General features: G+C 61.5%; 21 protein-coding genes. 11 read left to right on the top strand and 10 right to left on the bottom strand.

Annotation, left to right across the window (positions count from 1 at the left end):
• Positions 1-7 precede the first annotated feature (7 nt).
• From IMW75_RS08400 to IMW75_RS08390, 3 genes are all read right to left on the bottom strand, one after another.
• Complete coding sequence (locus IMW75_RS08400; protein WP_205892349.1) at positions 8-784, bottom strand: pyrroline-5-carboxylate reductase family protein; 777 nt, start codon at positions 782-784, stop codon at positions 8-10.
• Complete coding sequence (locus IMW75_RS08395; RefSeq protein ID WP_205892348.1) at positions 774-1,481, bottom strand: TetR/AcrR family transcriptional regulator; 708 nt, start codon at positions 1,479-1,481, stop codon at positions 774-776. The genes IMW75_RS08400 and IMW75_RS08395 overlap by 11 nt, the downstream gene beginning before the upstream one ends.
• A gap of 240 nt (positions 1,482-1,721) precedes the next feature.
• Positions 1,722-2,087: a histone-like nucleoid-structuring protein, MvaT/MvaU family gene (locus IMW75_RS08390; RefSeq protein WP_045058578.1), complete on the bottom strand. Its 366-nt coding sequence runs from the start codon at positions 2,085-2,087 to the stop codon at positions 1,722-1,724.
• 280 nt (positions 2,088-2,367) lie between these two features.
• Here IMW75_RS08390 and IMW75_RS08385 point away from each other — a divergent pair, with 280 nt between their 5' ends.
• Positions 2,368-2,682, top strand: coding sequence for a hypothetical protein (locus IMW75_RS08385; RefSeq protein ID WP_205892347.1), 315 nt, complete (start codon positions 2,368-2,370; stop codon positions 2,680-2,682).
• Positions 2,683-2,973: 291 nt separating this feature from the next.
• Here IMW75_RS08385 and IMW75_RS08380 read toward each other — a convergent pair whose 3' ends face one another.
• Positions 2,974-3,903, bottom strand: coding sequence for a ZIP family metal transporter (locus IMW75_RS08380; protein ID WP_045058583.1), 930 nt, complete (start codon positions 3,901-3,903; stop codon positions 2,974-2,976).
• Positions 3,904-4,238: 335 nt separating this feature from the next.
• Between IMW75_RS08380 and IMW75_RS08375 the strand changes: the two genes are divergently transcribed.
• Complete coding sequence (locus IMW75_RS08375) at positions 4,239-4,700, top strand: hypothetical protein (protein WP_045058584.1); 462 nt, start codon at positions 4,239-4,241, stop codon at positions 4,698-4,700.
• A gap of 5 nt (positions 4,701-4,705) precedes the next feature.
• Here the strand turns inward: IMW75_RS08375 and IMW75_RS08370 are convergent, their stop codons facing one another.
• The 4 genes from IMW75_RS08370 to IMW75_RS08355 form a co-directional block, all read right to left on the bottom strand.
• On the bottom strand, positions 4,706-5,419 hold the full coding sequence (locus IMW75_RS08370; RefSeq protein ID WP_205892346.1) for a glycosyltransferase family 2 protein: 714 nt from the start codon (positions 5,417-5,419) through the stop codon (positions 4,706-4,708).
• 83 nt (positions 5,420-5,502) lie between these two features.
• A complete protein-coding gene (locus tag IMW75_RS08365) occupies positions 5,503-6,603 on the bottom strand; it encodes an AI-2E family transporter (protein WP_205892345.1) in 1,101 nt (366 codons plus the stop codon).
• 68 nt (positions 6,604-6,671) lie between these two features.
• Positions 6,672-7,307: a response regulator transcription factor gene (locus IMW75_RS08360; protein ID WP_045058587.1), complete on the bottom strand. Its 636-nt coding sequence runs from the start codon at positions 7,305-7,307 to the stop codon at positions 6,672-6,674.
• A 4-nt stretch (positions 7,308-7,311) separates the two neighbouring features.
• Complete coding sequence (locus tag IMW75_RS08355) at positions 7,312-9,588, bottom strand: PAS domain-containing sensor histidine kinase (protein ID WP_205892344.1); 2,277 nt, start codon at positions 9,586-9,588, stop codon at positions 7,312-7,314.
• Between the two features lie 230 nt (positions 9,589-9,818).
• Between IMW75_RS08355 and IMW75_RS08350 the strand changes: the two genes are divergently transcribed.
• From IMW75_RS08350 to phaR, 6 genes are all read left to right on the top strand, one after another.
• On the top strand, positions 9,819-11,441 hold the full coding sequence (locus tag IMW75_RS08350) for an acyl-CoA synthetase (protein WP_205892343.1): 1,623 nt from the start codon (positions 9,819-9,821) through the stop codon (positions 11,439-11,441).
• 112 nt (positions 11,442-11,553) lie between these two features.
• Positions 11,554-11,880, top strand: coding sequence for a DUF485 domain-containing protein (locus IMW75_RS08345; protein ID WP_045058590.1), 327 nt, complete (start codon positions 11,554-11,556; stop codon positions 11,878-11,880).
• Positions 11,880-13,550, top strand: a complete 1,671-nt coding sequence (locus IMW75_RS08340) for a cation acetate symporter (protein ID WP_205892342.1) — start codon at positions 11,880-11,882, stop codon at positions 13,548-13,550. Before IMW75_RS08345 ends, IMW75_RS08340 begins: the two co-directional genes overlap by 1 nt.
• Positions 13,551-13,613: 63 nt before the next feature.
• Positions 13,614-15,386: an acyl-CoA dehydrogenase C-terminal domain-containing protein gene (locus IMW75_RS08335; RefSeq protein WP_045058592.1), complete on the top strand. Its 1,773-nt coding sequence runs from the start codon at positions 13,614-13,616 to the stop codon at positions 15,384-15,386.
• A 127-nt stretch (positions 15,387-15,513) separates the two neighbouring features.
• Entirely contained in the window at positions 15,514-16,782 is a 1,269-nt protein-coding gene (locus IMW75_RS08330; RefSeq protein ID WP_205892341.1) for an OprD family porin, read from the top strand.
• Positions 16,783-16,878: 96 nt separating this feature from the next.
• On the top strand, positions 16,879-17,427 hold the full coding sequence (gene phaR, locus IMW75_RS08325; RefSeq protein ID WP_122839770.1) for a polyhydroxyalkanoate synthesis repressor PhaR: 549 nt from the start codon (positions 16,879-16,881) through the stop codon (positions 17,425-17,427).
• Positions 17,428-17,462: 35 nt separating this feature from the next.
• Here the strand turns inward: phaR and IMW75_RS08320 are convergent, their stop codons facing one another.
• Entirely contained in the window at positions 17,463-18,032 is a 570-nt protein-coding gene (locus tag IMW75_RS08320; RefSeq protein ID WP_205892340.1) for a phasin family protein, read from the bottom strand.
• Positions 18,033-18,286: 254 nt separating this feature from the next.
• Between IMW75_RS08320 and IMW75_RS08315 the strand changes: the two genes are divergently transcribed.
• Positions 18,287-20,110 carry a DUF3141 domain-containing protein gene (locus tag IMW75_RS08315; RefSeq protein ID WP_205892339.1) on the top strand — a complete coding sequence of 608 codons (1,824 nt, stop codon included), beginning with the start codon at positions 18,287-18,289 and terminating at the stop codon, positions 20,108-20,110.
• A 15-nt stretch (positions 20,111-20,125) separates the two neighbouring features.
• Here IMW75_RS08315 and IMW75_RS08310 read toward each other — a convergent pair whose 3' ends face one another.
• The gene (locus IMW75_RS08310) at positions 20,126-21,163 is read right to left on the bottom strand and encodes an AraC family transcriptional regulator (protein WP_205892338.1); all 1,038 of its coding nucleotides are present in this window, start codon (positions 21,161-21,163) and stop codon (positions 20,126-20,128) included.
• A 316-nt stretch (positions 21,164-21,479) separates the two neighbouring features.
• Here IMW75_RS08310 and phaC point away from each other — a divergent pair, with 316 nt between their 5' ends.
• Complete coding sequence (phaC, locus tag IMW75_RS08305; protein WP_205892337.1) at positions 21,480-23,183, top strand: class I poly(R)-hydroxyalkanoic acid synthase; 1,704 nt, start codon at positions 21,480-21,482, stop codon at positions 23,181-23,183.
• Between the two features lie 90 nt (positions 23,184-23,273).
• Positions 23,274-24,419 (top strand): MalY/PatB family protein, encoded by a 1,146-nt coding sequence (locus IMW75_RS08300; protein WP_205892336.1) that lies wholly within the window; start codon positions 23,274-23,276, stop codon positions 24,417-24,419.
• Positions 24,420-24,459: the final 40 nt, after the last annotated feature.

Here is a 24,459-nt window from a genome sequence, read left to right as displayed (position 1 = left end):
GCCGCTTCTACATGCCCCGGCGTGCGACCTGCGCGCCGGCTTCCACCGCCCGCCCCACCAGCGACTCGAACTCATCATCGACCATCGACTGCAGGGCTGCCGCTGTCACGCCCCGGTACGCCAGCAACGAATCGATCAGCTGTTGCGGATCGTGTCGAGCCAACATGTGCCCGCCACCCACGACAACGCCTTGAGCAGCTCGTTGCGCGATATCCGGTGGAATGCCTGCGGCCACTGCTTGCCGTGTCAGCGCCAGTTGCAGCATGGCCGGGAGTGCCGGGCCGGTTCCCGACAACGCACTGAGATAATCGACACAGGCTTCATCAGGCACTGCGTCTGCGCTGCCTACGCATTCGAAAAGACCTTGAATCCACAAGGCTTCCTGTTCATCCAGGCTGACGTTGCTGCACCAGGGCGTGAACGACTGCCGAATTTCCACCGCCGCATTGGGCATAGCCCGCACCACTGCTTGCGCCCCGGTCGCCAAACCGATGGCTGCCGCCGACACGCCCGCCATCAGCGAGATCACCTGCCTGCCCCGAGCGTTGATGCGCAGTTCCCGAAACTGCTCCGGGCGAATCGACAGCACGACGATATCGCTCTCATCCACCAGTTGCTGATTGTCAGCGAGCAGCCGTACGCCTGGTTCAAACGCAGTCACGCCCGAGCGATTGGAGATCAACAGATGCTGCGGCGCGATGAACTGACTGTCGAGCAGCGCCTCGGCCAGGGCTCGCCCCAGCCAGCCGGTACCGCCGATGATTCCCACGGTCTTACTCGTCATCGATCGGGGTTCCCTCGAACGTTTCAGCCAGGGGCACGAACACGCCGGGTTCTGTTTGCGCGTAGCCAAAGGTCCCGTAGAAACGGTCAAGCTCACGCCGCTTGGGCGCCTTGCCGGTAAACACGCTGACGTACTGTGGAATGCGTCTGAAGCGCACCACGATATCTTCGGTAGTCTTCATCGAGATGTAGCCGATCTGCGTGAGGTAGATCGTCCTGGCGCGTACATCGGCCCCTTCGTTGTCGTAGCCAAATCGGCGGAACATCGCCGCCAGTGCGCCGATGCGCGCCTCATCGGCCAAGGCGATTTCGCCAGACACTCCATCCGACTGCAGCGCCCAGCTGCGCACCGCGAACTCGAATTGTGAGTCGAACAGCTCCGGGTTCAGCCAGCACTTGAAAACGTTGAGAATCGCCTCGGAAATACTCTCTGCGTAACTTTCGCACTGGCTGAGCATGCCGCCGGTATTCTTGTCCCGCCAACGGGCGAGCAGCGCCGCTAGCAGTTGTTCGCGGTCCTCGTAGAACCAATAGAAGCTGGTGCGGGACAAATTCAGGCGCTTGGCCAGCGGCATCACCCGCACGGCGTCCACCCCCGACTCCTTCAGCGCGTCATAGGCGGCATCCAGCCAGACATCAACCGAGCCCCGCCAGCCCGCGTCCTGCGCCTTGGTCTTCGCTCGTCCTGCCTGGGACATTGGGGTGCACCTTTTACTGAAAATTCCTGATCACTGTACACCCGCAGATCCATGGCGTACACGCGATGTACATAAGCGTACATTTTAAAGACGCTCTGCACGCAGCTCTTGAAGTTATCAGAACGAGACAAACCGCCAAACGTGGGTCATGCGGCTAAAAACAAAAGCCCGCTTTCGCGGGCTCATGTGGGTGTGTGCTGCAACTTAAGCGGTTGCACGCAAATCAGGCGCGCACCGGAATTACTTGGCCAGCCACGACTCGACTTTTTCGGAGCCGTACTTGGCTTTCCATTCTTTCAGGGTCTTGTGGTTGCCACCTTTGGTTTCCACAACTTCACCCGATTCCGGGTTTTTGTAGACTTTGACCTGACGCGGCTTGCGCGTGCCGGTTTTGGCTTCGGCAGCAGGTGCACGGCGACCGGCTTGTGGGTCGAGCAGGTTGACGATGTCTTTCAAGCTGTAACCATACTTGGCAAGGAGCGCACGCAGTTTGGTTTCGAATTCAATTTCCTGCTTGAGGCCAGCATCACCTTTCAATGCTTCCAGCGCCTGGAGTTGTTCTGCCAGGTGTTTTTCCAGTTGGCGAAATTCTGCGAGTTTGGACATGGGAGATCTCTACGTGATGAGTTCCCTAACATTACACCAAAAAATAGAGTTTGAATTAGTTACAGATGACTTAGTTGTCATTTAACGAAAATTTGAATCCCCCGGACACTCCGCGGTCATCTATCGGGAGAGCACGGAGACGACAAAGCAGCGGAGGAATTTATGAGCCTTGCAATGACAATCTTCAGCATGATCGCCTCCTGGATGGCGATAGCAATCGCCATGTTGTGGGGAATGTTGCGGATTGCGCGCCGACATCAAGCGACAGGGAGCTGCACCCATGAACCCCACCACCCCGGACGGCCGCTACTTTGTCGTCAAAGGTCAGCTGTGGCGATGTTCAGACCCGTCGCTGGCCGCTGACAAGCGCCAACTTCTGGTCAATCAGTTGATGAACGCGCGACGCCAGGTCAAGGCTGCCAAGGCCAGCGGCGATCTCGAACAGTTGCAGTCCGCCCGGGCGGAAGTCAACTCGGCCAAAGTTGCACTTGGGGAGCGTGGCCCGGTCTGGTGGGATGATGGCAGCCCCGACTACAACCGGTTTAAAGTTGCCAACACACCCTATGCCCAGTGGTACTTGGCAGGCAGTTTCTAGATACCGCTGTTAAACTCCGGCTCATATCGTCGATGCAGGCTTTGTGTTTGAAGCCGCAAAAGCAGTACCTGAGGATCCAGGCACTTCAAGCCACACGTGCATGACCAATGCTGGGTGAGTTTGAAATAATCATCACAACCTTTACCCAGGAATAGCCGTCCATGATCTTCAGCCACCGCATGCTGCTGGCCAGCGCCGGTTTGACAATGTTAGTCGTCGCCATTCACGCCTCAGCCCAGGAGGGACCGTCTTTCAAGTGCACTTGCGTAAAGCCAGGCTCGATGGAAGAACTTACCCCAACGCGGTATCAAGAAACATCATCACCCCAAAGCCCATCATCAACCCAAGCGTAGCTGGCGTTTCATGGCCGTTGCGGTGGGTTTCGGGAATCACTTCGTGGGACACCACGAAGATCATCGCCCCGGCCGCCAGACCCAAGGCTACGGGATAGCCGAGGGCGAATGCCGATGAAACGCCCAGGCCGATGATCGCGCCCAACGGTTCCATGAGCCCGGAACCTATCGCCACCAGGGCCGACTTCAAAGCAGAGATGCCTGTGACCCGCAGCGCCAGCGCAATGGCAAGCCCTTCGGGAATATCCTGGATGGCGATGGCCGTGGTCAGGGGCAAACCCACCTTCATGTCGCCGTCCGCGAAACTGACGCCGATGGCCATGCCCTCGGGCAAGTTGTGCAGGGTGATGGCCAGGACAAACAGCCAGACCCGGTTGAGGCGTTCTACCTCGGGGCCGCGCCGACCGCTTTTCTGGTGCTCGTGGGGCACAAAACGATCAAGGCCGACCATCAAGGCCACGCCCAGCCCCATGCCCAGCACCACTACCGCGGCAGACACCAGTTTGCTGCCGGTGATGGCGTCGGCGGCGGCGATGCCTGGAAGGATCAGCGAAAAGGAGCTGGCCGCCAACATCATTCCCGCCGCAAAGCCGAGCATGATGTCCTGGGTACGGACCGCGACGTCCCGCAGTACCAGTGCCATTAATGCGCCCAGTGCCGTAGCGGCAAATCCGGCGGTGCCGCCCAGCATGGCGTAATGCAGAACGTCCGAGTCGGCTTCGGTCAATGCACTGTAGCCACTGAACAGCAGCAGGCAGGTCACGACGATTAACGTCAACCAAAACAGCAACCCCGACCAACTGCTGCCACGGGCCAATTCAAGCCAGGAGCGCGAAGCGCCGCTGCTCGATGAGACGGGATCGGACATAAAAACTCCTATCGATGGTTGGCCCGCTTATTGGGCGCCCGGGAGGCGACCGGTAGCAACTGTTTTGAGCTGCGCAGCGCTTCCTGCTCGAAAGAAAGGGCACCAGCTGTGGCGAGCTGAGTTGACTCATCCGGTGACTCACCGAATGCGCCGCCCACAGATATCTGAAGCAATTGCACGTGGGATAATTTGATAAAGATTGATGGCTGGCGACCGGCGGCAAATATCCACTCGATGGCTGTCAGTCGTCGGTAGTTGCTTAACTCAATGCAAACTTTCAATCGCCCCTCTAATCTATTTGCAGCGCCCGCTAAAGACCCCACCATGGACGAGCCATGACGGCACACCACAACTTCAAGATCGCGTTGCTGCTCAGTGGCCTGGCGCTTGCCATGGTCGGCGTCCTGACCTTTCAATTGATTCATTGGCAAGTCGCCGACAGCCGCAAGCAAGCGGCACTGTGCGAAGACGCCAAGCAGACCATGAAGAACCTTGAGATCCGCGCGCGGGCGCTCGCCTCCGGCATGACCGTCGAGGCTTATGCCAAGGCTGAAGCCGATGAAGTGGCGGCACTGATCGAGCGACTGGATGCAGCCCGTAATGATGCCGAGGTCGATGCCGTGATCGACGCGCACGCGGCAGCCCTGGAGGCCAAGGGGGCAGCCATCGACGCGCAAGTGGGGACAGGGGGTGACCAGGCGTTCCTTGAGCAGCGGCTGGTGCGCCAGCGAATCCCGGTGGACGTCAAACAGGAGTTGCGCCGCGCCGCGAAAGCCGTCAGCGACGCGTGTCACTGAGGCGTTTACGCATCCATTTCAGGGCAGCGCATAGATGCTGGCGGGTGGTTGCAGGCCGCCGCACCCAGGGCTTGGCCTAGCGATGTCAGGTACTCGCCAAAACCGCCGGTGCATTTGTAATCCTTGCGTGCGCTGGTCACCACCGGGTTGGACGCGGTCCAGACGATACGCGCACGGATGCGCTCAAGGTCGGCCACCAGGTGTATGTCTTCATGGGCAGCCAGGTGTTGAAAGCCGCCGGCGTTTTTATAAGCCGCAGCGCTCAGCCCCAGGTTCGCGCCGTGGATATGCCGGTGATTCTCGATGAACTGATAGCGCTCCAGGTAGCGGCTGCGAACGCCCTCCCCGTGCTCATCCCAATTGTCCACTTCAACCGTGCCGCACACGGCGTCAGCCATGCAGTCGAGTTGGCGGGCGATCCAGTCGGCCGGTACAACCGTATCGGCATCCGTGAACGCCAGCCATTGCACACCCGCCTCCAGCAGTACCTCGGCCCCTGTAGCCCGCGCCTTGCCGACGTTCCTGAAACAGACATCGAGTGTCGGCACGTCCATGGCGCGCACCCGCGTGCCGGTGGCATCCGAACAGTCGTCCAGCACCACCAGGATGCTGACTTCGCGCCCCTGCAACTGCGGGTGGCGTGCCGCCACAAGGATGGACGCCAGGCAAGCGCTGATGTGTTGTTCTTCGTTGTGGGCGGGTATGACAACACCGATCATTGGCGTCCCCTCGGATGGGCGAAGTGTGGGCTCTGCAGTTATCGACACTTCGCGTCATCAGAAGGTTTAAAGAATGTACGGCCTCAGGGCAGCGGCCCCTGTTGCGGCTCTGGTTCCGGTCGGTCCTGCACCCACTGCCAGAACAGTTGATACCCCACTGCCAGCACTACCGGCCCAACGAACAACCCGATGATCCCGTTGGACACCATGCCGCCCAGGGCGCCGATCAGGATCACCGGCATCGGTACATCGACGCCGCGCCCCAGCAGCAAAGGCTTGAGCACGTTGTCTACCAATCCGGCGACGAACACGTAGATGGAAAAGATGATCGTCCCGGTGCTCGCGCCCTCGGTGGTGAGCACAAAGGCAATCACCGGCAGCGTGATCAGGGTCACCGGCAGCTGCATGATGCCCAGCAGCAATACCGCCAGCGCCAGCAGGCCGGCACCGGGCACGCCCTTGAAGACAAAACCCAACCCCACCAGCAGCATCTGGATAAAAGCGATGCCCACCACGCCGAGGGCCACTGCACGAATCGTCGCCGTGCACAGCTCGGCGATTTTCGGGCCCTTGGCAGGGCCGCTAACCCGCGCGGCGATCTGCACCGCGCTGCGGCTGCCGCCTTCGCCGTAGGCCATGAAAACTCCGGCGATGATCAGGGCGAAAATGAACATCAGGAAACCCATGCCGACCCCGGCCAGCTTGCTTAATAAACCGAGGCTGAAATGCTTGATCTGCGGCAGGTATTTGGCGGTCAGGTCAGGCAGGTTGGTGGAGGCCTGCAGCCAGAGTTCCGTCAGCGGCTTGCCGACCAGCGGCCAGTCGGCCACCGCGGCATTCGGCGGCGGCACATGGAAGGCGCCGCCCTTGACCAGCACCATCGCTCGCTCGACTGAGTCGGCAATGGAGGTGCCCAACAGGTAGATCGGCACCATTAGGATCACGATCGCGGCCAGCACGAGCAGGGTCGCGACGTGCCCCGGCTTGTGTCCGCCTCGCCTCATCAACCGCGTCTGCAGCGGGTAGAGAGTGATCGCCAGGATCAGCGACCACAGCATCAGGTCGCGGAACGGCCTGAAGATCTCGAAGCAGAACAGCACCAGGACGGTAATCAGCCCTGCTCGAATCAGCACGTCGAGCAGGGTGCGGGTCAGCGCCTTCTCGTTTATCGGGGTGGGCACCATTGACGGGCTCCATGCAGGTGGCGAAAGTGGTTCGCTCAGCATAGACCCACAGTGGGCGGTGTGAGAGGTCAGCGTAGTTTCAGCGGATCGACCAACCCGGCCGCGATGGCCATGCCGACCAGGTCGGGCAAGGTAGTGGCTTGCATGCGTTTCATCACGCGGGATCGGTAGAGGTCGACGGTCTTGGCGCTGACCCCCAGCTGCTCGGCTATTTCCCGGGTGGTATAGCCTTGCACCAGCGGCACCAGCACGTCGCGCTCGCGTGGGGTGAGCGTGAGCAGTCGCGCCTTGAGGGCTTCATGGCCCTGGACGCCAGAACGATTAACGGCGCTGTTGCTGAGCGCTTGTTGCACGCTGTCCAGCAATAACTGCTCGTTGTAGGGTTTCTCGATGAAATCGTGCGCACCAGCCTTGAAGGCGCGCACCACGATCGGCACATCGGCGTGGCCGCTGACAAAGATTACGGGCAGGTTCAGGCCACGGGTGCGCATTTCTTCCTGTACGTTCAGGCCGCCCATCCCCGGCATGCGCACGTCAAGCAGCACGCAGGCGTCGAGGCTGGCATCGCAGGCGTCAAGAAAGGCAACCCCGCTGGTAAATGCCAGGGCCTTGAGGCCAACGGATTCGAGTAGCCACACCGTGGAATCAAGCATCCCCTGGTCATCGTCGACCACGTACACCACGTGCTCCATCACAGCTGCCATTGCGTTATTCCTGTTGTTGTTTGGTCGGGCCGGCAAGCGGCAAGCGGCACATCATCAGCAGCCCGCGGGGTTGGCGCCTGGCCTGCAGCGCCCCACCGAAGCCTTCGATGATGCTGCGGCTCATGGACAGGCCCAGACCCAGGCCATCGGCCTTGCTGGTATAGAACGGCGTGAATATCTGCTCAAGTTGTGCCTCGCTCACCCCCGGGCCCTGGTCCTGCACACTGAATTCCACGGTCGCACTGCCGCACAGTCCCGCGGCCATGACGATCAGCGAAGGCTGGCCGGGATGTTGTTCGCGATTGGCATCGATGGCATTGCGCAGAATGTTGAGCAGGACCTGTTCGAGCAATACGCGGTCGGCATAAATTGGCGGCAGATTATCCGGCAGCCGATCCTCGATTGTCACTTGGCAATTGCTCGCTTCCCAAGCGCACAAGCGCATCGCCTCGCGGGCGACATCGGCGATGTCCAGGGCTTGCATGCGGCGCTGGCCCTTGCGCAGGAAGGCCCGCAGGCGACGGATCACCTCGGAGGCATGGGTGGCGTGGTGGGTGATGCGCTCCAGCCCCTGGGCGACGCGTTCGGCAGCCTGGGGATTGGAGCCCAGGGACTGCAGGTAACGTTGGCTGGCGTTGGCATAGTTGACCACCGCGGCCAGTGGCTGGTTGATTTCATGGGCGATGCCTGAGGCCAGTTCTCCCAGGGTGACCAGCCGCGCCGTGTGCGCCAGTTCGTCCTGGTGGCGGCGCTGCTGGGTCTCGCGCAGTTCGCGTTCGGTCATGTCCCGCGCCACCAGCGAGTAATAACGCTCCCCCCCCGCCGCGCGGTGGGCCAGCAACACCAGGGATACCGGAACACCTGCGCCCCCAGCCGGCGGCAGCAGCCGGGCATCGGTGCTCCACACCCCATCACGCTCGGCAGCGGCCCAGCCCTGGCGTTGCACGCGCAGCAGGTCGGCGCTGGCAAACAGGTCCTCCATGGACGGCATCGGTTGTGGCGGGTTGATGCCCAGGATTCGACGCGCAGCGGGATTGAGGTAGGTGACGTGCCCGTCGGGGTCGATGAACAGCACCGGGTCAGTATTGGCTTCGACCACTTCGGCCAGGCGGCGATTGTTTTCTTCGGCCTGGACCCGGGCGGTGATGTCACGGGAGACGCTGACCACTTCGACGACGGTGCCGGTGTAGGTCTCGCGGATGGCCCGGCTCGCGGTTTCGAACCACAGGTAGTGGCCGTCTCGATGACGAATGCGAAAGGTCATGGTGTGATAACCGTCCTGCTCCAGCGCGTCACGCGCCCTTTGCACCAGGCTCGCCAGGTCCTGGCCGTGGAACAGGCCCTGGGCCATTTGCCCGCGCAGTTCTTCGGGCCAGTAGCCAAGCAGAGTCCAGGACGCGGGCGAGGCATCCAGAAAGCGTCCGTCCGGGGAGTGCCGGGAAATCAGGTCGGTGGTGTTCTCGATGATCAGCCGGTACAGGCGGCGCGCCGTGGCGGCCTCTCGCTCAGCCAGCACCTGCACGGTGGCGTCGCGACAACGGGCGAGCACGCGGTTGTCCTGAGGGTCTGGAATGAAGGTCCAGATCAGCACCTGGTCCTCGAACTGGGCTTCGACGCCTTCGATGGCGCGCTGCTGGTCGAGACAGGCGCGCACCAGCACCCGATGGTTGACCGGCAGAAAACCCAGCACGTCGGTCAGGGGTTTTTCCGCCAGCAGGGCCAGCAGCGCCGCATTAAATTCCTGCGGACGTCCCTGGGCATCAAGCAGCAGGCCCGGTTGTGGGTCGTGCCCCAATAGCGGCGAGCCACGCAACATGCCGTTGACGCTACTGAGCAGGGTCGTCAGCAAGTCGCGAACCCAACCCAGCCAGTCAAAACTCACCCCTTCGCAGACTTCCACCAGCAGCAACCCGGCCTGCCCCGGCTGTAACCCCAGGTCGAACACCTGGCCGTGGCTGATGGCAGCGCGGCGCAGGCGACCGGCCAACCAGCAATCGAGCCGGCGCACTTGCGCCAGGTCCAGGCGCCCGGCAGCCGTCAAGGCCTCGAACAGCAGCCGGTCACTGGCCAGCACCGGATCGCCCTGCCCCGGCGGGAAATGCTGGGCGCCGCCCTCATGGCTGTAAATGCCGGCCAGCGGTTGCCAGCTCAGGTACACCGCACGCCGCACTTCGGGACAGTCTTGCAAGGCCCGACACAAGGCGTCGGCGCGGGCGGCCATCGGCACGCCCTCGCGTTGCAGGCGCAACCAGCTGTGCAGTCGAACAGGAGTCGGGGTCATCGCGGGTCCGCATCGGGGTGGCGTCCAAGGATATACCGGCACTGGCGGCTCGGCGGCATTCATTTAGAGCAGGATGAATATAATATAGTACATATACTATACGCTATAGGTTGTACTTCCATATCGATGGCTGAATGTTATATAAAGCAAACCAGACATAAAAGATGCACGCGGCGGCGACGCCGACGAGCCATCTGTAGAGCTAACAATCAGCCACCGAGTATCCGAACATGTCGATCTATGAACAAGGGCTAGGCCCTTCGGCGGTCAATCACATCGCTTTGTCTCCGCTCAGCTTCCTCGAGCGTACTGCCAACGTCTATCCCCACTACCCTGCCGTGATCCACGGGTCGATCCGCCGCACCTGGGCGCAGACCTACACCCGCTGCCGGCGCCTGGCGTCGGCATTGGCCGGGCGCGGCATCGGCAAGGACGACACGGTGGCGGTGATGCTGCCAAACATCCCCGAGATGCTTGAAGTGCACTTCGGGGTGCCGATGATCGGTGCGGTGCTCAACCCCCTCAACGTGCGCCTGGACGCCGAAGCCATCGCGTTCATGCTCCAGCATGGTGAAGCGAAAGTGCTGATCACCGACCGGGAATTCCATGACGTGATCCACGCCGCCATCGGCATGCTCGACCATCCGCCGCTGGTCATCGACGTCAACGACCCGGAATACGGCGAGGGCCAGGCCGTCAGCGAGCTGGACTACGAGGCGCTGCTGGCCGAAGGCGATCCGGCGTTCGACTGGAAATGGCCCGTCAGTGAGTGGCAAGCGATCTCGCTGAACTACACCTCCGGCACCACCGGCAACCCCAAGGGGGTGGTCTACCACCATCGCGGTGCCTATCTCAACGCCTTGGGCAACCAGATGACCTGGGCGATGGGCAATCACCCGGTGTACCTCTGGACCCTGCCGATGTTCCATTGCAACGGCTGGTGTTACCCCTGGACCATCACCGCCCTGGCCGGGGTGCACGTGTTCCTGCGTCGGGTCGACCCGCAACGAATCCTTACGCTGATCCGCGAACATCAGGTCACTCACCTGTGCGGTGCGCCGATCGTGCTCAACGCACTGGTGAACATGCCAGAGTCGGCCAAGGCCGCGATCGATCATCCGGTCAACGCGATGGTCGCCGGCGCGGCACCGCCGGCCAAGGTCATCGGTGCCGTTGAACAGATGGGCATCAAGGTCACTCACGTCTACGGCCTGACCGAAACCTACGGCCCGGTAACACTCTGCGCCTGGCACGCCGAATGGGATGAGCTGCCTCTGGAAGAACGGGCGCAGATCAAATCCCGCCAAGGCGTGCGCTATCCGACGCTGGAAGGGGTCATGGTCGGCGACTCGAAAACGCTCGAACCGACGCCGCGCGACGGCCAGACCATCGGCGAGGTGTTCATGCGCGGCAACACCGTGATGAAGGGTTACCTGAAAAACCCGACGGCCACCGCCGAGGCATTTGAAGGTGGATGGTTTCACACCGGCGACCTGGCGGTGTGTCATCCCGACGGCTACGTCGAGATCAAGGACAGGCTCAAGGACATCATTATTTCCGGTGGCGAGAACATTTCCACCATCGAACTGGAAGGCGTGCTGTATCGCCATCCGGGTGTGATGGAAGCCGCAGTCGTTGCACGTCCTGATGAGAAATGGGGCGAGACCCCCTGCGCCTTCATCACGCTCAAGGCCGATTACCAGGATGTCCGCGAGGCCGACATCATCAGTTTCTGCCGCGAACACCTCGCCGGTTTCAAAGTCCCGCGCACGGTGATCTTCACCCTGCTGCCCAAGACCTCGACCGGGAAGGTCCAGAAGTACGTCCTGCGCGACAGGGCCAAGGCACTCTAACCCGAACCAGCACTACCCCTCAGGCGGCAGGTCGATTTCCTGCCGCTTCGGGCTCGTGCAAGCCGAATTTGGCCTTTCACTCCGATAACAACAAGACAAGGTGGAGCTTCCCATGATCGACATCCATTCAACCGATACCCAGCGCTGTGAACGCATACGCGGCAATCCGAAATTCCTGCAGCTGGTCAGCAGCCGTTCACGCCTGGCCTGGTCGCTCAGCGCAGCGGTGCTGGGCACCTACTACATGTTCATGGCGGTGGTGGCGTTCTTCCCACAGTGGTTGCACGCCCCGCTCGCCGAGCACCGGATGATGACCCTGGGCATGCCGGTGGGCGCAGCGATCATCGTGTTTTCCTGGTTGCTGACGGGATGGTACGTGTACCGCGCCAACACCCGCTTCGACGCGCTGGGCGCAGCCATTCTCGAGGAGAGCAAGTGATGAGCATCCTGCGTAAATTCCTGATTGCCGCTGCCGGCCTTTTGCCTGCGAGCCTGGCACTGGCCGCGCCCCTGACCGGCGTCGCCGAAAAGCAGCCACTGAACCTGCATGCGATCGGCATGTTCTTCGTGTTCGTCCTGGGCACGCTGGCGATCACCTGGTGGGCCGCACGCCAGACCAAATCCACCTCTGACTTCTATACCGCAGGCGGTGGCATCACCGGCTTCCAGAACGGCCTGGCGATTGCCGGCGACTACATGTCCGCGGCCACGCTGCTGGGGCTGTCGAGCCTGGTATTTGCCAAGGGCTATGATGGCTTCATCTACACCATCGGCTTTTTTGTCGGCTGGCCGATCATTACTTTCCTGATGGCCGAGCGCTTGCGCAACCTGGGGCGCTACACCTTCGCCGACATTGTTTCCTATCGGCTGGACCAGAACAAAGTACGGATTTTTGCCGCGTTCGGTTCGCTGACCGTGGTGTGCTGCTACCTGATCGTGCAGATGGTCGGTGCCGGTCAGTTGATCAAGCTGCTGTTCGGTCTCGACTACCCGGTTGCAGTGGTGATCGTCGGTGCATTGATGCTGGTGTACGTGATCTTCGGCGGCATGATCGCCACCACTTGGGTACAGATCATCAAGGCCGTGTTGCTGCTCGCAGGCGGAACGACCCTGGCGGTGATGGCCATGTCGCAGTTCGGGTTCAGCTATGAAGCCCTGGCAACCCGGGCGGTCGAGGCACATGCCAGCGGCTGGAACATCATGGGCCCAGGCTCGATGCTCGCCGACCCGATCAACACCGCCTCCATGTCCCTTGGCCTGGTGTTTGGCATTGCTGGCCTGCCGCACATTCTGATGCGCTTCTTCACCGTGCCCAATGCCAAGGAAGCGCGCAAGTCGGTGTTCTACGCAACCGGCTTCATTGGCTTCTTCTTCCTGGTGGTCTGCACCCTGGGTTTCGCCGCGATGGTGATCATCGGTACCGACCCGCAGTACTACGTCAACGGCGAAGTCGGCGGCACCCTGATAGGTGGTGGCAACATGGTTGCCATGCACCTGGCCAAGGCAGTGGGCGGTAACCTGTTCTTCGGTTTCCTCTCGGCGGTGGCCTTCGCCACCATCCTGGCGGTGGTGTCCGGCCTGGCACTGGCCGGCGCTTCGGCGATCTCCCACGACCTTTACGCCACGGTCTTCAAGAAAGGCAAGGCGACCGAGAAACAGGAAATGCGCGTTACCCGCATGGCCACCGTCGGTCTTGGCATCATCGCAATCCTGCTGGGCATCCTGTTCGAGAAGATGAACGTCGCGTTCCTGGTGGGCCTGACGTTCGGCATCGCCGCGTCGACCAACTTCCCGGTGCTGATCATGGCCATGTACTGGAAAGACCTGACCACCAAAGGCGCGATCATCGGCGGGTTTGCCGGTCTGATTTGCGCCTTGGTACTGGTGATCCTGTCGCCTGCCGTTTGGGTGACCGTGCTGGGCCATGCCCACGCCATCTTCCCCTACGACCACCCTGCCCTGTTCTCCATGCCGCTGGCGTTCCTGGTGATCGTCGTGGTGTCCAAACTCGACCGCAGCGTGCGGGCCGGCAAAGAGCGTGATGCCTACGCCGACCAGTTTGTCCGGGCCCAGACCGGCCTGGGTGCCGCCAGCGCGTCCAGCCACTGATTGAACGGGCGCGACCGTCCATGACGGACCGCGCCCATCGCCTAACCCTGTGAGGTTCACGTAATGCCCGAATTCAAAGCCCCGCTGCGCGATATGCGCTTTGTGCTGCATGAAGTGTTCGAAGCCCCGGCCTTGTGGGCGCGCCTGCCAGCCCTGGCCGATAACGTCGACGCCGCCACCGCCGATGCCATTCTCGAGGAAGCGGCCAAGGTCACCTCGCACCTGATTGCACCGCTTAATCGCAGCGGCGACGAAGAAGGCGCCCAGTGGCAGGATGGCCAGGTCAGCACGCCGACCGGTTTCAAACAGGCGTACGCCACCTATATCGAAGGAGGCTGGGTGGGCCTGTCGGGAAACGCCGAGTTCGGCGGCATGGGCATGCCGAAGATGCTCGCCGTGCAGTTCGAGGAAATGCTCTACGGTGCCAACTCCAGCTTCGCCCTGTACTCGGCACTGAGTTCCGGTGCCTGCCTGGCGCTGGATGCACACGCCAGCGACACCTTGAAAAACCTTTACCTGCCGCCCATGTACGAAGGTCGCTGGGCCGGCTCCATGTGCCTGACCGAAGCTCACGCCGGCACCGACCTGGGCCTGATCCGCACCCGCGCCGAACCCCAGGCCGACGGCAGTTTCCAGATCACCGGCAGCAAGATCTTCATTACCGGCGGCGACCAGGACCTGACCGAAAACATCATCCACCTGGTGCTGGCCAAGCTGCCTGACGCACCCGCCGGGCCAAAAGGCATCTCGCTGTTTGTGGTGCCTAAAATTCGCGTCAACGCCGACGGCTCCCTCGGCGCCGCCAACGCCGTCAGTTGCGGCTCGATCGAACACAAGATGGGCATCAAGGCTTCGGCCACCTGCGTGATCAACTTCGACGGCGCCAGCGGCTGGCTGGTGGGCGAGGCCAACAAAGGCCTGGCAGCCATGTTCACGATGATGAACTACGAACGGCTGTCCATCGGCATCCAGGGCATCGGTTGCGCTGAAGCGTCCTACCAGAGCGCGGTGACCTACGCCCGCGAGCGCGTGCAAAGCCGCGCCCCCACCGGCGCCATGGCCCCCACCCAGGTGGCCGACCCGATCATCGTCCACCCGGATGTGCGTCGCATGCTGTTGAGCATGAAAGCCATGACCGAAGGTGGCCGGGCGTTCGCCAGTTACGTGGGACAGCAACTGGACCTGGCAAAGTTCTCCGACGATGCCAGCGAGCGCGACAGTGCGCAAAACCTGGTGGCCTTGCTGACGCCAGTGGCCAAGGCGTTTTTCACCGACAGCGGCCTGGAAAGCTGCATTCACGGACAACAGGTTTTCGGTGGCCACGGCTACGTCCGCGAGTGGGGTCAGGAGCAATTGGTTCGCGACGTGCGCATCGCGCAGATCTATGAGGGCACCAACGGCATCCAGGCGCTTGACCTGCTCGGGCGCAAAGTGGTGGCCAATCATGGCGTGGTACTGCGCCAGTTCACTGACGAGATCCGCCGCTTCACGGACCAGCCCGACGCGCCCTACGCGACACAACTGCTGGATGCGGTACGGCGCCTGGAAAACCTCAGTGATTGGGTACAGGACCGGGCCGAGACCAACCGCAATGAAGTCGGCGCCGCGTCGGTGGAGTACCTGCACCTGTTCGGTTACGTCGCCTATGCCTGGCTGTGGGCACGCATGGCGCACGTGGCCGGCAAGCAGCGCAGCACCGATGAGGCGTTCTATGGCGCGAAGATCGCCACCGCCGACTTCTACATTCACCGCCTGCTGCCGCGCATCCTGAGCCTTGAGCAGTCCATACGCGCCGGCAGCGCCTCGCTGTACGGCCTGACGGCTGAGCAGTTCTAACGATTGAACCGCGCGCGGCGCCTTGCTCCTCTCATTCAGGCGTCGCGTTTTTTATTCAGCAGCCCTCGCCAGCTCGGCGAGGGTCGCCAGATCCGATTTCTCATAATAAAAACAAAGGGGCTTCACCATGGATCGTCACACCTGCAATCTCGCGACCCGACTGCTGCTGGCCGGTGGCGTCATCAGCCTCTCGGCCCCCGCAGCCGCTGATTTCATCAAGGACAGCAAAGCCAGCGTGGAATTGCGCAATTTTTACTTCAACCGCGACTTTCGCCAGGACAACGCCGCACAATCGAAACAGGAAGAATGGGCCCAGGGTTTCCTGATGCGCTTCGAATCGGGCTTCACTGCCGGGACCATTGGTGTCGGGTTCGACGCCATCGGCCTGCTCGGGGTCAAGCTCGACTCCAGCCCTGATCGTGCCGGCTCCGGTTTGCTCAAGCGCCATGCCGATACCCGCCAGGGCGCCCATGACGAGTACGCTGAAGTGGGCCTGACGGCCAAGGTTCGCGCGGCAAAAAGTGTACTGAAACTGGGGACACTGTTGCCCAAGCTGCCAACCGTGCTGGCGAACGACTCACGCCTGTTGCCGCAGACTTTCCAGGGCGGCCAGTTGAGTTCGCTGGACATCCAGGGCCTGACCGCAGACGCCGGGCGCCTGACCCAGGTCAATCAACGTGATTCCTCGAACTACGAGGACATGGGCATCACTCGTACGGGCGCCAAGGGCATCATTAGTCGCCACCTGGCCAGCGACAGCTTCGACTTCGCCAGCCTCAACTACAAATGGACGCCTGATCTGGCCACCGGATACAGCTACGGTCATCTGGATAATTTCTACAGCCAGCATGTGGTCAACCTGACGTACGTCCTGCCGATCACCGTGGGCCAGTCGTTAAAAACCGACCTGCGCTTCGCCCGCTCCACCGACGACGGCGGCAGTAATGTCGACAACAATGCCCTGGGCGCGATGTTCACCTACACCCTGGGCGGTCATGCCTTTGGCCTCGGCTACCAGGGCATGAGCGGCGACACCGGTTATGCCTACATAAACGGCACCGACGCGTTCCTGGTGAACTTCGTGCAAATCGGCGACTTCGCCAGCAAGGACGAAAAATCCTGGCAGGCGCGCTACGACTACAACTTTGCGGCCATGGGTATTCCCGGCCTGACCTTCATGACCCGCTACCTCACCGGCTCGGACATCGACCTGGGCAACAACCGGCCTGAAGGCAAGGAATGGGAGCGCGATACCGATATCGGCTACGTGGTGCAGAGTGGGCCGCTGAAGAATGTCGGGCTGAAATGGCGCAACGCGACAGTGCGCTCGACCAACTTTGGCAGTGACCTGGATGAAAACCGCCTGATTGTCAGTTATACCCTGCCGATCTGGTAAGCAATGCCTCGTCCCCATCCTTAGGGGACGATTTACCGGGGGCGCACCGGCTGGCAAAGGCGCTCTCGAGGGCACGGGCGATGAGAGTAGGATAAGATGCCTGCAAACCAGGCTCGCCGCGAGACGCCCCGCATGACCGATATCACCCCCCGCCTGATCAAGAAGTACCCCAACCGCCGACTCTATGACACCCACACCAGCAGTCACCTGACGCTGGCGGACATTCGTCAACTGGTCGTCGACAAGGTGCCGTTCCAGGTCGTCGACGCCAAAAGCGGCGAAGACCTGACGCGCAGCATCCTGCTGCAGGTGATCCTGGAAGCTGAAAGCGGTGGCGAGCCGATCTTCACCAGCGAGATGCTGATGGGCATTATCCAGTTCTACGGGCCCTATCAGGGTGTGCTCGGCAGTTACCTGGACAAGAGCATCCAGACCGTTATCGACATCCAGTCCCAGACGGGCGCGCAGTCTTCCGAAGCCTGGAGTACCTTCATGCACCAGCAGGCTCCCGTGATGCAGGACTTGATGCGCCAGTATGTCGATCAGTCCAAGGCGCTGTACCTCAATACCCAGAATCTGTTTGGCATGTTTGGCGCAACGCCGGATGCCAAAGGCGGCCCGAAAAAAAATGGCGACGGGGAATAAACCCGTCGCCATCGGTGCAGCTGGCCTGAACTGACTTACTTGTTACCGCTGGTAGCCTTGCCGCCGGCTCCTGGCGCGGCTTTTCCCGGCGCTGCGCTCGCGGCCTCGAAACCACTCTGAGCCACATCGGCCGCCTGCTTCGCGGCTTTTTGTGCGCTTTCAAAGACCGTACCGGCGTTGGCCAGGCCCGACTTGAAAGCGGCAACTACCGGTTCCGAACCCGCTGGCGCGTTCTTGCTCAAGGTTTCCACGAACTCTTCAACCTGCCGGGTGCCGGATTCGACCTGGCTGGAGGTCAGTTTGGCGATGTCCGACTGGGTGTCGACGATCAGCGCCTGGACCTGACGGTTGAACTCGGCCAGGCGTTCGCCCTGTGCACTTGGTTGGGTCAACGAAGCCTGCAGCTCGGCAAAACCCTGAGGATCACGCACAGACAGCAACTTGCGAACGCCTTCGAAGTGTTCCTCGGTGGAGTCGCGCAGGGCCTTGAACTGCAACTGGCTCAGCTGCTCGACGCTGGCGAAGACTTTGCCGCTGATCTGCTGCAAAAGGTCGAGGTTGGCTTTCTGGGCGGTTTGCAGTTTTTCCGGGTTGAAAAAAGACATGCTGGAATCTCCTGGTACTGAATGCCCTGAGAGGGCCAAGGGCGCGACGGCGATCCTGCCAGTCATCGCGATAGCGGCGATATTGCAGTGCACAAATCTGTTTGGCAATGAGTATTTTGTGCAGCGCACAATAAATCGTGGTGACCTTGAGTGTTTTGACGATAGACTCCAGCCACTGAGCGCTTCCGACAAGCCCCCATTAATCGCAGCAATGTTTTCGGAGCGCTTTCCATGCAGGTCGGCAGGAGCACACCATGAACCAGGCAGGAAATATTGCAGCGCACGATATAGACCTTGCAGCAGCGCCCGGTCTGTTCGATCACCTGAGTCATCTGCAGCAGCTCAACCTGCACAATGTGCTGGGCGCCGTGAACGCGCGCCAGGCCAGCACCCTGGCGTCCTCACGGTTGGAACAACTCAGGCAGCCCTCGGCTGCCGACTGGCAGGACTACCTGACCGACCTTGGCCAACGCAGCCTGTTGTTCTGGGATACCTTGCGCCAGCGCGGCGACAACACCCTGGCTCACGAACGCGCCGGGCATCCACTGCTGCTCAAGTTCGAGTACGAAGTGCTACAGGCCGGCGAGCAACTGCCCCGCCCGGTCAACTATTCGCTGCTCAAAATCGTCGATGCATCGGCATCAGCAAGCGACCCCGACCAGCAGCCAGTGGTGATCATCGATCCGCGGGGCGGCCATGGCTCGGGCATTGGCGGCTTCAAACAGGATTCGCTGATCGGCGAGAGCCTGCGCGCCGGTCACCCCACCTACTTCATCTCGTTCAGTCATGCGCCAAGCCCCGGGCAAACCCTGGCAGACATCGTTCAGGCCGAAGCGCAATTCATCGAGCTGGTCAGCGCCAGACACCCCGACAGTGCCAAGCCGGTGGTCATCGGCAACTGCCAGGCAGGCTGGGCCTTAATGAGCCTGGCGGCCTCCAGGCCGGAGCTGCCGGGCTTGATCATTATCAATGGCGCGCCGCTGTCCTATTGGGCTGGCACCCATGGGCGCAATCCGCTGCGTTACTGCGGCGGGCTGCTGGGCGGTGGCTGGATGGCGCGCCTGGGCAGCGACCTGGGCAACTCGCGTTTCGACGGCGCCTGGCTGGTGAGCAATTTCGAAAGCCTGGACCCGGCCAATGCCTGGTGGGGCAAGTATTATCACCTGTTCAGCGAAGTCGATGGCGAGGCCGAGCGCTTCCTCGACTTTGAACGCTGGTGGGGCAGCCCGACCCTGCTCAACGGCGAAGAAATCGAGATGATCGTTGACCAACTGTTCATCGGCAATCAGCTGTCCGGCGGAGTCGGGCGCAAAAGCAATGGCCTGGACCTCAAGCGCATCGAAGTGCCGGTGGTGGTGTTCTGCTCCTGTGGCGACAACATCACTTCGCCGCAACAGGCACTGGACTGGATCACCGACCTCTATCCCAGCGATCTCGCCCTGGACGACGCCGGTCGCACTATCGTTTATCTGCGCCATGCCAGCATCGGGCACCTGGGCATCTTTGTCTCCGGCGAAGTGGCCCGGCGCGAGCACCGCGAGCTGCTGGGAGCGGTCGATACCATCAATGCCCTGCCCCCTGGCCTGTATGAAATGTTGATCGAGGACCTGCCAGAAGATGCGCCGAATCCCTATCGCGTCAGCTTCGAACCGCGCAGGATCGCCGACATTCATGGCGATGTTGAAACACCGCAGGCTGACGATCGCGAATTCGCCCTGGTCGAACGCACCTCGACCTTCAACAACAACCTCTACGATGCCTGCGTTCGTCCGTGGCTGCGCCAGTTGATCAACGAACCCGGCGCCGAACTCATCCGCCGGGCCCATCCTTTTCATCAGCAGCAATTGCTCTGGAGCAGCCTCAACCCTGCCCTGTGGTGGGTGGCGGCAGGCGCGGCCAAGGCCCGCCGGGATCGCCAGTGCGTCCGCGCGAACAACCCGTTGCTGGCGTGGCAGGACTTGTATTCGGATCAACTGCAGGATGCCCTGAACGGCTACCGCGACCAGCGTGATGCTGCCCAGGAAATGAGCTTCTATGGGGTGTATGGCGCCCTCAATGGCCTGCTCGGCGATCGTTGACGCACCAGGGCCGCGTCAGACCGGCGCGGCTTGCTCGATCTCGAACGATTGATCGGCGCGGTACTGCCCCGGCGTCATGCCAAACCAGCGGCTGCAGGCCTTGTTGAAGCTGCTGTGGTCATGAAAACCCAGCAGATACGCCACACGCTTCATGTTGAAGTGGGAGTGACGCAGGTAGAAATCCGCCAATTGTCGGCGCACTGCATTCTGCACATCCTTGAATTGCGTCCCATCCTTTTCCAGGGCCCGTTGCAGGGTGCGCTTGCTGAAATTCAGCGCTGCAGCAATGGATTCCATGTCGCAAAGCCCCTGCCCCTGACTCAAGCGCTCGGTGATCAGCGCGCGAATCCTGCCGACGATGGTGAAGCCGAACAGCAGGTCCAGTTGCGCCTCGGCAAAACTGTCGTGCAGGACCGCCAACGCTTCGTTGGCCATGCTCAACGGCCGCAGCAGCTCCTGGCCGTCGAACAGGATGCTGTCGTAAGCCGAGCCAAACTGCAGGTCGCAGCCAAACAGGCGTTTATGTTCCGAGGTGTCCTCGGGTTCGGGATAGCTGAATTCCACACTCAGCGGTTGCGGTAATTTGCCATCACCCAGCCAGCGGCAGATGCCGAGCAATGATGCCAGACCGGCATCGGCGTACTGCCGGGGCTTGATCGAGCCCGATTGTTGATGATCGAGGGAAGCCAGGCGATAGTGTCCCTGCTCCGGGACGAAAAACAGGCTGAAGCCGGTGCCGATCAATGGGCTGAATCGCACCAGGCGCTCAAGGGCGCGTTTCAGGTTGAGGCTGGACATCATGGTGTAGCCGACAATCTGGAAGCTGCCTGGATGAAAATGCCCGTACGCCTTGAGGCCGATGTCCGGGTCCGCAGCAGCCTGGGCCGCCAGTTGCCACAGGCGATAAATCACCCTGCGCTCGCACAGCGCTCCAGGGACACTGGCGAGGCTCATGTCCAGCCCGGCGACCTGGCACAGGCTGGCAACGTCGAGTCCCTCGGCCGAGAGCGTATTGACCAGCACATTGGCATAGCCCGAGCTCATTCTGTACATGGCGTTCTCGATGACGTAAGTACTGGGCGCTTTCAAGGAATGATAAGCGGCGGCCTGGTTGGGGGTATTGATCTGCGTCGGTTTCTGCGACCCATTGATCCTTGACCGCAAACTCGCGGGCCAGGCCGCTGGCACCGGCAACACCACTTGGCTGCTTGGCGCCGTTGGACACCACACAGTCACCTGGCAACACTTCCGCACGGCCCGCCCATCACCAACAATCCTCCATCTTGCAGCGCAAAACAATAAAAGCAACGGACGTCAGGAAGTCGCTTGGTCGTATTGCGTTGTTCACGACTGTTATGGGTGGAAATTAATGGACAGCAAAGCGCAAACCTTCAACAGTTACTGGTCCGGCCAGGTGCCCTTTATCGCCAATTTTGCACTGCAACAGTTACGCCTGTGGGTCAGCACCAATCCCTGGTTCACCGGGCAGGATTACCACGCCTGGTTCGACCTGCCTCGGGCAACGCTGGACACCCTCCAATCCGACTACCAGCAGCAATGGGCAGAACTCGGCCAGCGGGTGCTGAGCGGGCAGCCCTTCAGTTTCCAGGACCGGCGTTTCGCCAGCGACAATTGGAGCCAGCCGCTGTACGGCTCCCTCGCCGCGTTTTACCTGCTCAACGCCGGCTTCCTGCTCAAGCTGCTTGAACACTTGCCGATCGAAACCAGGAAGCCGCGCCAGCGCCTGCTCTATCTGGTGGAGCAAGCCATCGCAGCGGGCGCACCGAGCAATTGCCTGGCAAGCAACCCCGACGCGCTGCAACGGGTGGTCGAGACCGGGGGCAGCAGCTTGCTGACAGGTTTGCTGCACCTTGCAAGCGATCTGCAGGAAGGCAAGATGCGCCAGTGCGACCGCGATGCATTTCAGGTAGGCGTCGACCTGGCCAACACGCCGGGTGAGGTGGTGTTCGAGAACGAGTTGTTCCAGCTGATCCAGTACTACCCGCAAGCACAAACCGGCTACCGGCGCCCCGTCTTCATCGTCCCGCCGTCGATCAACAAGTTCTACATCCTCGACCTGCGCCCGGACAACTCCATGGTCGGTCACCTGCTGCAGCAAGGCCATCCGGTGTTCCTGATGTCCTGGCGCAACTTCGATCAGGCGCATGCCGGCACTACCTGGGACGATCTGATCGACACCGGCATCGTCAAGGCGCTGCAGGTCACCCGTGAAATCAGCGGCGAGCAGCGCCCCCATTGCGTAGGTTTTTGCATCGGCGGCACCCTGCTCAGCACGGCACTGGCGGTGCTGGCGGCGCGCGGCGATCGTGAGATCGCCAGCGTGAGCCTGCTCACCACCTTCCTCGACTACCTGGATACCGGCCCCATCGACATATTCGTCGACGAACAACTGGTGGCTTACCGCGAGCGCACCATTGGCGGCAGCAACGGCCCGATCGGCCTGTTCAAGGGCGAGGACATGGGCAACACCTTCTCGCTGCTGCGCCCCAACGACCTGTGGTGGAACTACAACGTCGACAAATACCTCAAGGGCCAGAAACCCAATGCCCTGGACCTGCTGTTCTGGAACAACGACAGCACCAATCTGCCTGGCCCCATGTACTGCTGGTACCTGCGGCATACCTATCTGCAAAATGACCTCAAGTCCGGCGAACTGGAGTGCTGCGGAGTCAAGCTGGACCTGCGCGCGATTGACGCGCCCGCCTACATCCTCGCGACCCACGACGATCACATCGTGCCGTGGCGCAGCGCCTACGCCAGCACCCAATTGCTCAGCGGCCCCACCCGATTCGTGTTGGGGGCATCCGGCCATATTGCGGGCGTAATCAATCCACCTGCCCGTGAAAAACGCCACTACTGGACCCAGGAGCAGATCACCAGCGACCCTGACGTCTGGTTCGACAATGCCCGGCAGCAACCCGGAAGCTGGTGGAACGACTGGTTTGCGTGGCTGGCCGATCAATCCGCCGAGCGCGAGCCGGCGATGCAGCAGATGGGAAATGCCCAATACCCGCCACTGGAGCCGGCCCCTGGACGCTATGTGATGCAGTGATTGCAGACAAAGGCGCCCAAGGCTCGCCCCCACGAGGGTTGGGCGTTTATCATGGGCGCCATACCACCCCTGCCTTCTATGAGCACCTGCATGACTTTCGATTTCGATCAGGTCCACGACCGCCACGCTACCGGCAGTACCAAATGGAGCCGCTACCCCGACGATGTCTTGCCTATGTGGGTCGCCGACATGGACTTCGCCGCGCCGCCGGTGATCATCCAGGCGCTGCAAAAACGCCTGGAACATCCTCTGCTGGGGTATAGCGTGTGCCAGGATAATCTGCGCGAGGCCATCGTTGCCGATCTGTGGCACAAATATGCCTGGCGCGTCGATCCTCAGGCCCTGGTGTTCCTGCCGGGCGTGGAGTCGGGTTTCAACATGGCATTGAAAGCGCTGGTCAAGGCGCAGCAGAATGTCGTGGTGCAGGTGCCCAATTACCCGCCGCTGCGCCATGCACCGGGCCACTGGGGGCTGAACAAGGTTGAACTGGGGTTCGACTTGCAGGCCGATGGCACCTTCACCACGCCGCTGGACAGCTTGCGCCAGTCATTGCAAGGCGGCGGCGCCCTGCTGTTGAGCAACCCGCATAACCCGCTGGGCAAAGCTTTTCCGCGCGAAGAACTGCAAGCGATTGCCGACATCTGCCTGGAGCAGGACGCCTGGATCATCTCCGACGAGATCCACGCCGAACTGTGCTTTGACGGTCGGGTGCACGTGCCCACGGCGTCCCTGAGCGAGGCCATCTCCCGGCGCACCATCACCTTGATGTCGGCGAGCAAGGCCTACAACATCGCCGGCCTCAAGACCTCGTTCATGATCATTGATGACGCGGCTGTGCGTGCCCAGGTCAATCACGCGCGCTGTGGCATGGTCGACAGCGTCAACCCGCTGGGGCTGGAAGCCACGCGCGTCGCCTACAGCGAAGCCGCACCCTGGCTGGCCGAGCTCAAGACTTACCTGCAGGCCAACCGCGACTGGCTGGTGGACGCGGTTCGCACGCGCCTGCCGGGTATCAGCATGAACGTGCCGCAAAGCACCTACCTGGCCTGGCTCGATTGCTCGGCGCTGGGCCTGGCCAATCCGCAGCAGTTTTTCCTGCAGCAGGCCAAGGTCGGGTTGAGTGCAGGGCTGGACTTCGGCGACGACCACCAACAGTTCGTGCGCCTCAACTTCGGCTGCCCGCGTTCGTTGCTCGAAGAAGGTATCGCCCGGATGGAACGCAGCCTCAACACTTGATCAGTTGATCAACTGTGGGAGCAAAGCTTGCTCCCACAGA

The sequence above is a fragment of the Pseudomonas gregormendelii genome (genome assembly GCF_017114825.1).
Lineage (GTDB): Bacteria > Pseudomonadota > Gammaproteobacteria > Pseudomonadales > Pseudomonadaceae > Aquipseudomonas > Aquipseudomonas gregormendelii.
This window is presented reverse-complemented; position numbering and strand designations above follow the sequence as displayed.

Bases quoted from the DNA above. Each gene is read 5' to 3' on its own strand.
- IMW75_RS08400 (WP_205892349.1), bottom strand. From the start codon at position 784: ATGACGAGTAAGACCGTGGGAATCATCGGCGGTACCGGCTGGCTGGGG.
- IMW75_RS08395 (WP_205892348.1), bottom strand. From the start codon at position 1,481: ATGTCCCAGGCAGGACGAGCGAAGACCAAGGCGCAGGACGCGGGCTGG.
- IMW75_RS08390 (WP_045058578.1), bottom strand. From the start codon at position 2,087: ATGTCCAAACTCGCAGAATTTCGCCAACTGGAAAAACACCTGGCAGAA.
- IMW75_RS08385 (WP_205892347.1), top strand. From the start codon at position 2,368: ATGAACCCCACCACCCCGGACGGCCGCTACTTTGTCGTCAAAGGTCAG.
- IMW75_RS08380 (WP_045058583.1), bottom strand. From the start codon at position 3,903: ATGTCCGATCCCGTCTCATCGAGCAGCGGCGCTTCGCGCTCCTGGCTT.
- IMW75_RS08375 (WP_045058584.1), top strand. From the start codon at position 4,239: ATGACGGCACACCACAACTTCAAGATCGCGTTGCTGCTCAGTGGCCTG.
- IMW75_RS08370 (WP_205892346.1), bottom strand. From the start codon at position 5,419: ATGATCGGTGTTGTCATACCCGCCCACAACGAAGAACAACACATCAGC.
- IMW75_RS08365 (WP_205892345.1), bottom strand. From the start codon at position 6,603: ATGGTGCCCACCCCGATAAACGAGAAGGCGCTGACCCGCACCCTGCTC.
- IMW75_RS08360 (WP_045058587.1), bottom strand. From the start codon at position 7,307: ATGGCAGCTGTGATGGAGCACGTGGTGTACGTGGTCGACGATGACCAG.
- IMW75_RS08355 (WP_205892344.1), bottom strand. From the start codon at position 9,588: ATGACCCCGACTCCTGTTCGACTGCACAGCTGGTTGCGCCTGCAACGC.
- IMW75_RS08350 (WP_205892343.1), top strand. From the start codon at position 9,819: ATGTCGATCTATGAACAAGGGCTAGGCCCTTCGGCGGTCAATCACATC.
- IMW75_RS08345 (WP_045058590.1), top strand. From the start codon at position 11,554: ATGATCGACATCCATTCAACCGATACCCAGCGCTGTGAACGCATACGC.
- IMW75_RS08340 (WP_205892342.1), top strand. From the start codon at position 11,880: ATGAGCATCCTGCGTAAATTCCTGATTGCCGCTGCCGGCCTTTTGCCT.
- IMW75_RS08335 (WP_045058592.1), top strand. From the start codon at position 13,614: ATGCCCGAATTCAAAGCCCCGCTGCGCGATATGCGCTTTGTGCTGCAT.
- IMW75_RS08330 (WP_205892341.1), top strand. From the start codon at position 15,514: ATGGATCGTCACACCTGCAATCTCGCGACCCGACTGCTGCTGGCCGGT.
- phaR (WP_122839770.1), top strand. From the start codon at position 16,879: ATGCCTGCAAACCAGGCTCGCCGCGAGACGCCCCGCATGACCGATATC.
- IMW75_RS08320 (WP_205892340.1), bottom strand. From the start codon at position 18,032: ATGTCTTTTTTCAACCCGGAAAAACTGCAAACCGCCCAGAAAGCCAAC.
- IMW75_RS08315 (WP_205892339.1), top strand. From the start codon at position 18,287: ATGAACCAGGCAGGAAATATTGCAGCGCACGATATAGACCTTGCAGCA.
- IMW75_RS08310 (WP_205892338.1), bottom strand. From the start codon at position 21,163: ATGTACAGAATGAGCTCGGGCTATGCCAATGTGCTGGTCAATACGCTC.
- phaC (WP_205892337.1), top strand. From the start codon at position 21,480: ATGGACAGCAAAGCGCAAACCTTCAACAGTTACTGGTCCGGCCAGGTG.
- IMW75_RS08300 (WP_205892336.1), top strand. From the start codon at position 23,274: ATGACTTTCGATTTCGATCAGGTCCACGACCGCCACGCTACCGGCAGT.